The 247-nt window shown below is 53.4% G+C and carries 1 protein-coding gene; it reads right to left on the bottom strand.

Features of this window, described 5'->3' with window-relative positions:
* A partial coding sequence (locus HMPREF3093_RS10015; protein WP_373880575.1) for a transposase occupies window positions 1-194 on the bottom strand: 194 nt, incomplete at its 3' end.
* Window positions 195-247 lie beyond the last annotated feature (53 nt).

The following is a 247-nucleotide window of genomic DNA, read 5'->3' as shown; positions in this document are numbered from 1 at the left end:
CGAGGATTGTCCGCGACAGAAGCCTCAAAAGCTTCCTTAAGCCGTCTTGCATGTTCGGCGGTGGGCGCTTGGAAAATGGCCTTCAACTTAGCGCGTGCCTCGAAACTCCCTTTTCTGGGAATGGTCTCGACAATGTTGGACAAGAAATGAAAGACGCAACGTTGCCAAGGGACGCCGACAAAACAGTGCTGGATGGCTGCTCTGAGGCCGGAATGAACGTCTGAAATAATCAGGGTGGGCTGGCTCA

Source organism: Abiotrophia sp. HMSC24B09, assembly GCF_001815865.1.
Classification (GTDB): Bacteria; Bacillota; Bacilli; order Lactobacillales; family Aerococcaceae; genus Abiotrophia.
This window is presented reverse-complemented; position numbering and strand designations above follow the sequence as displayed.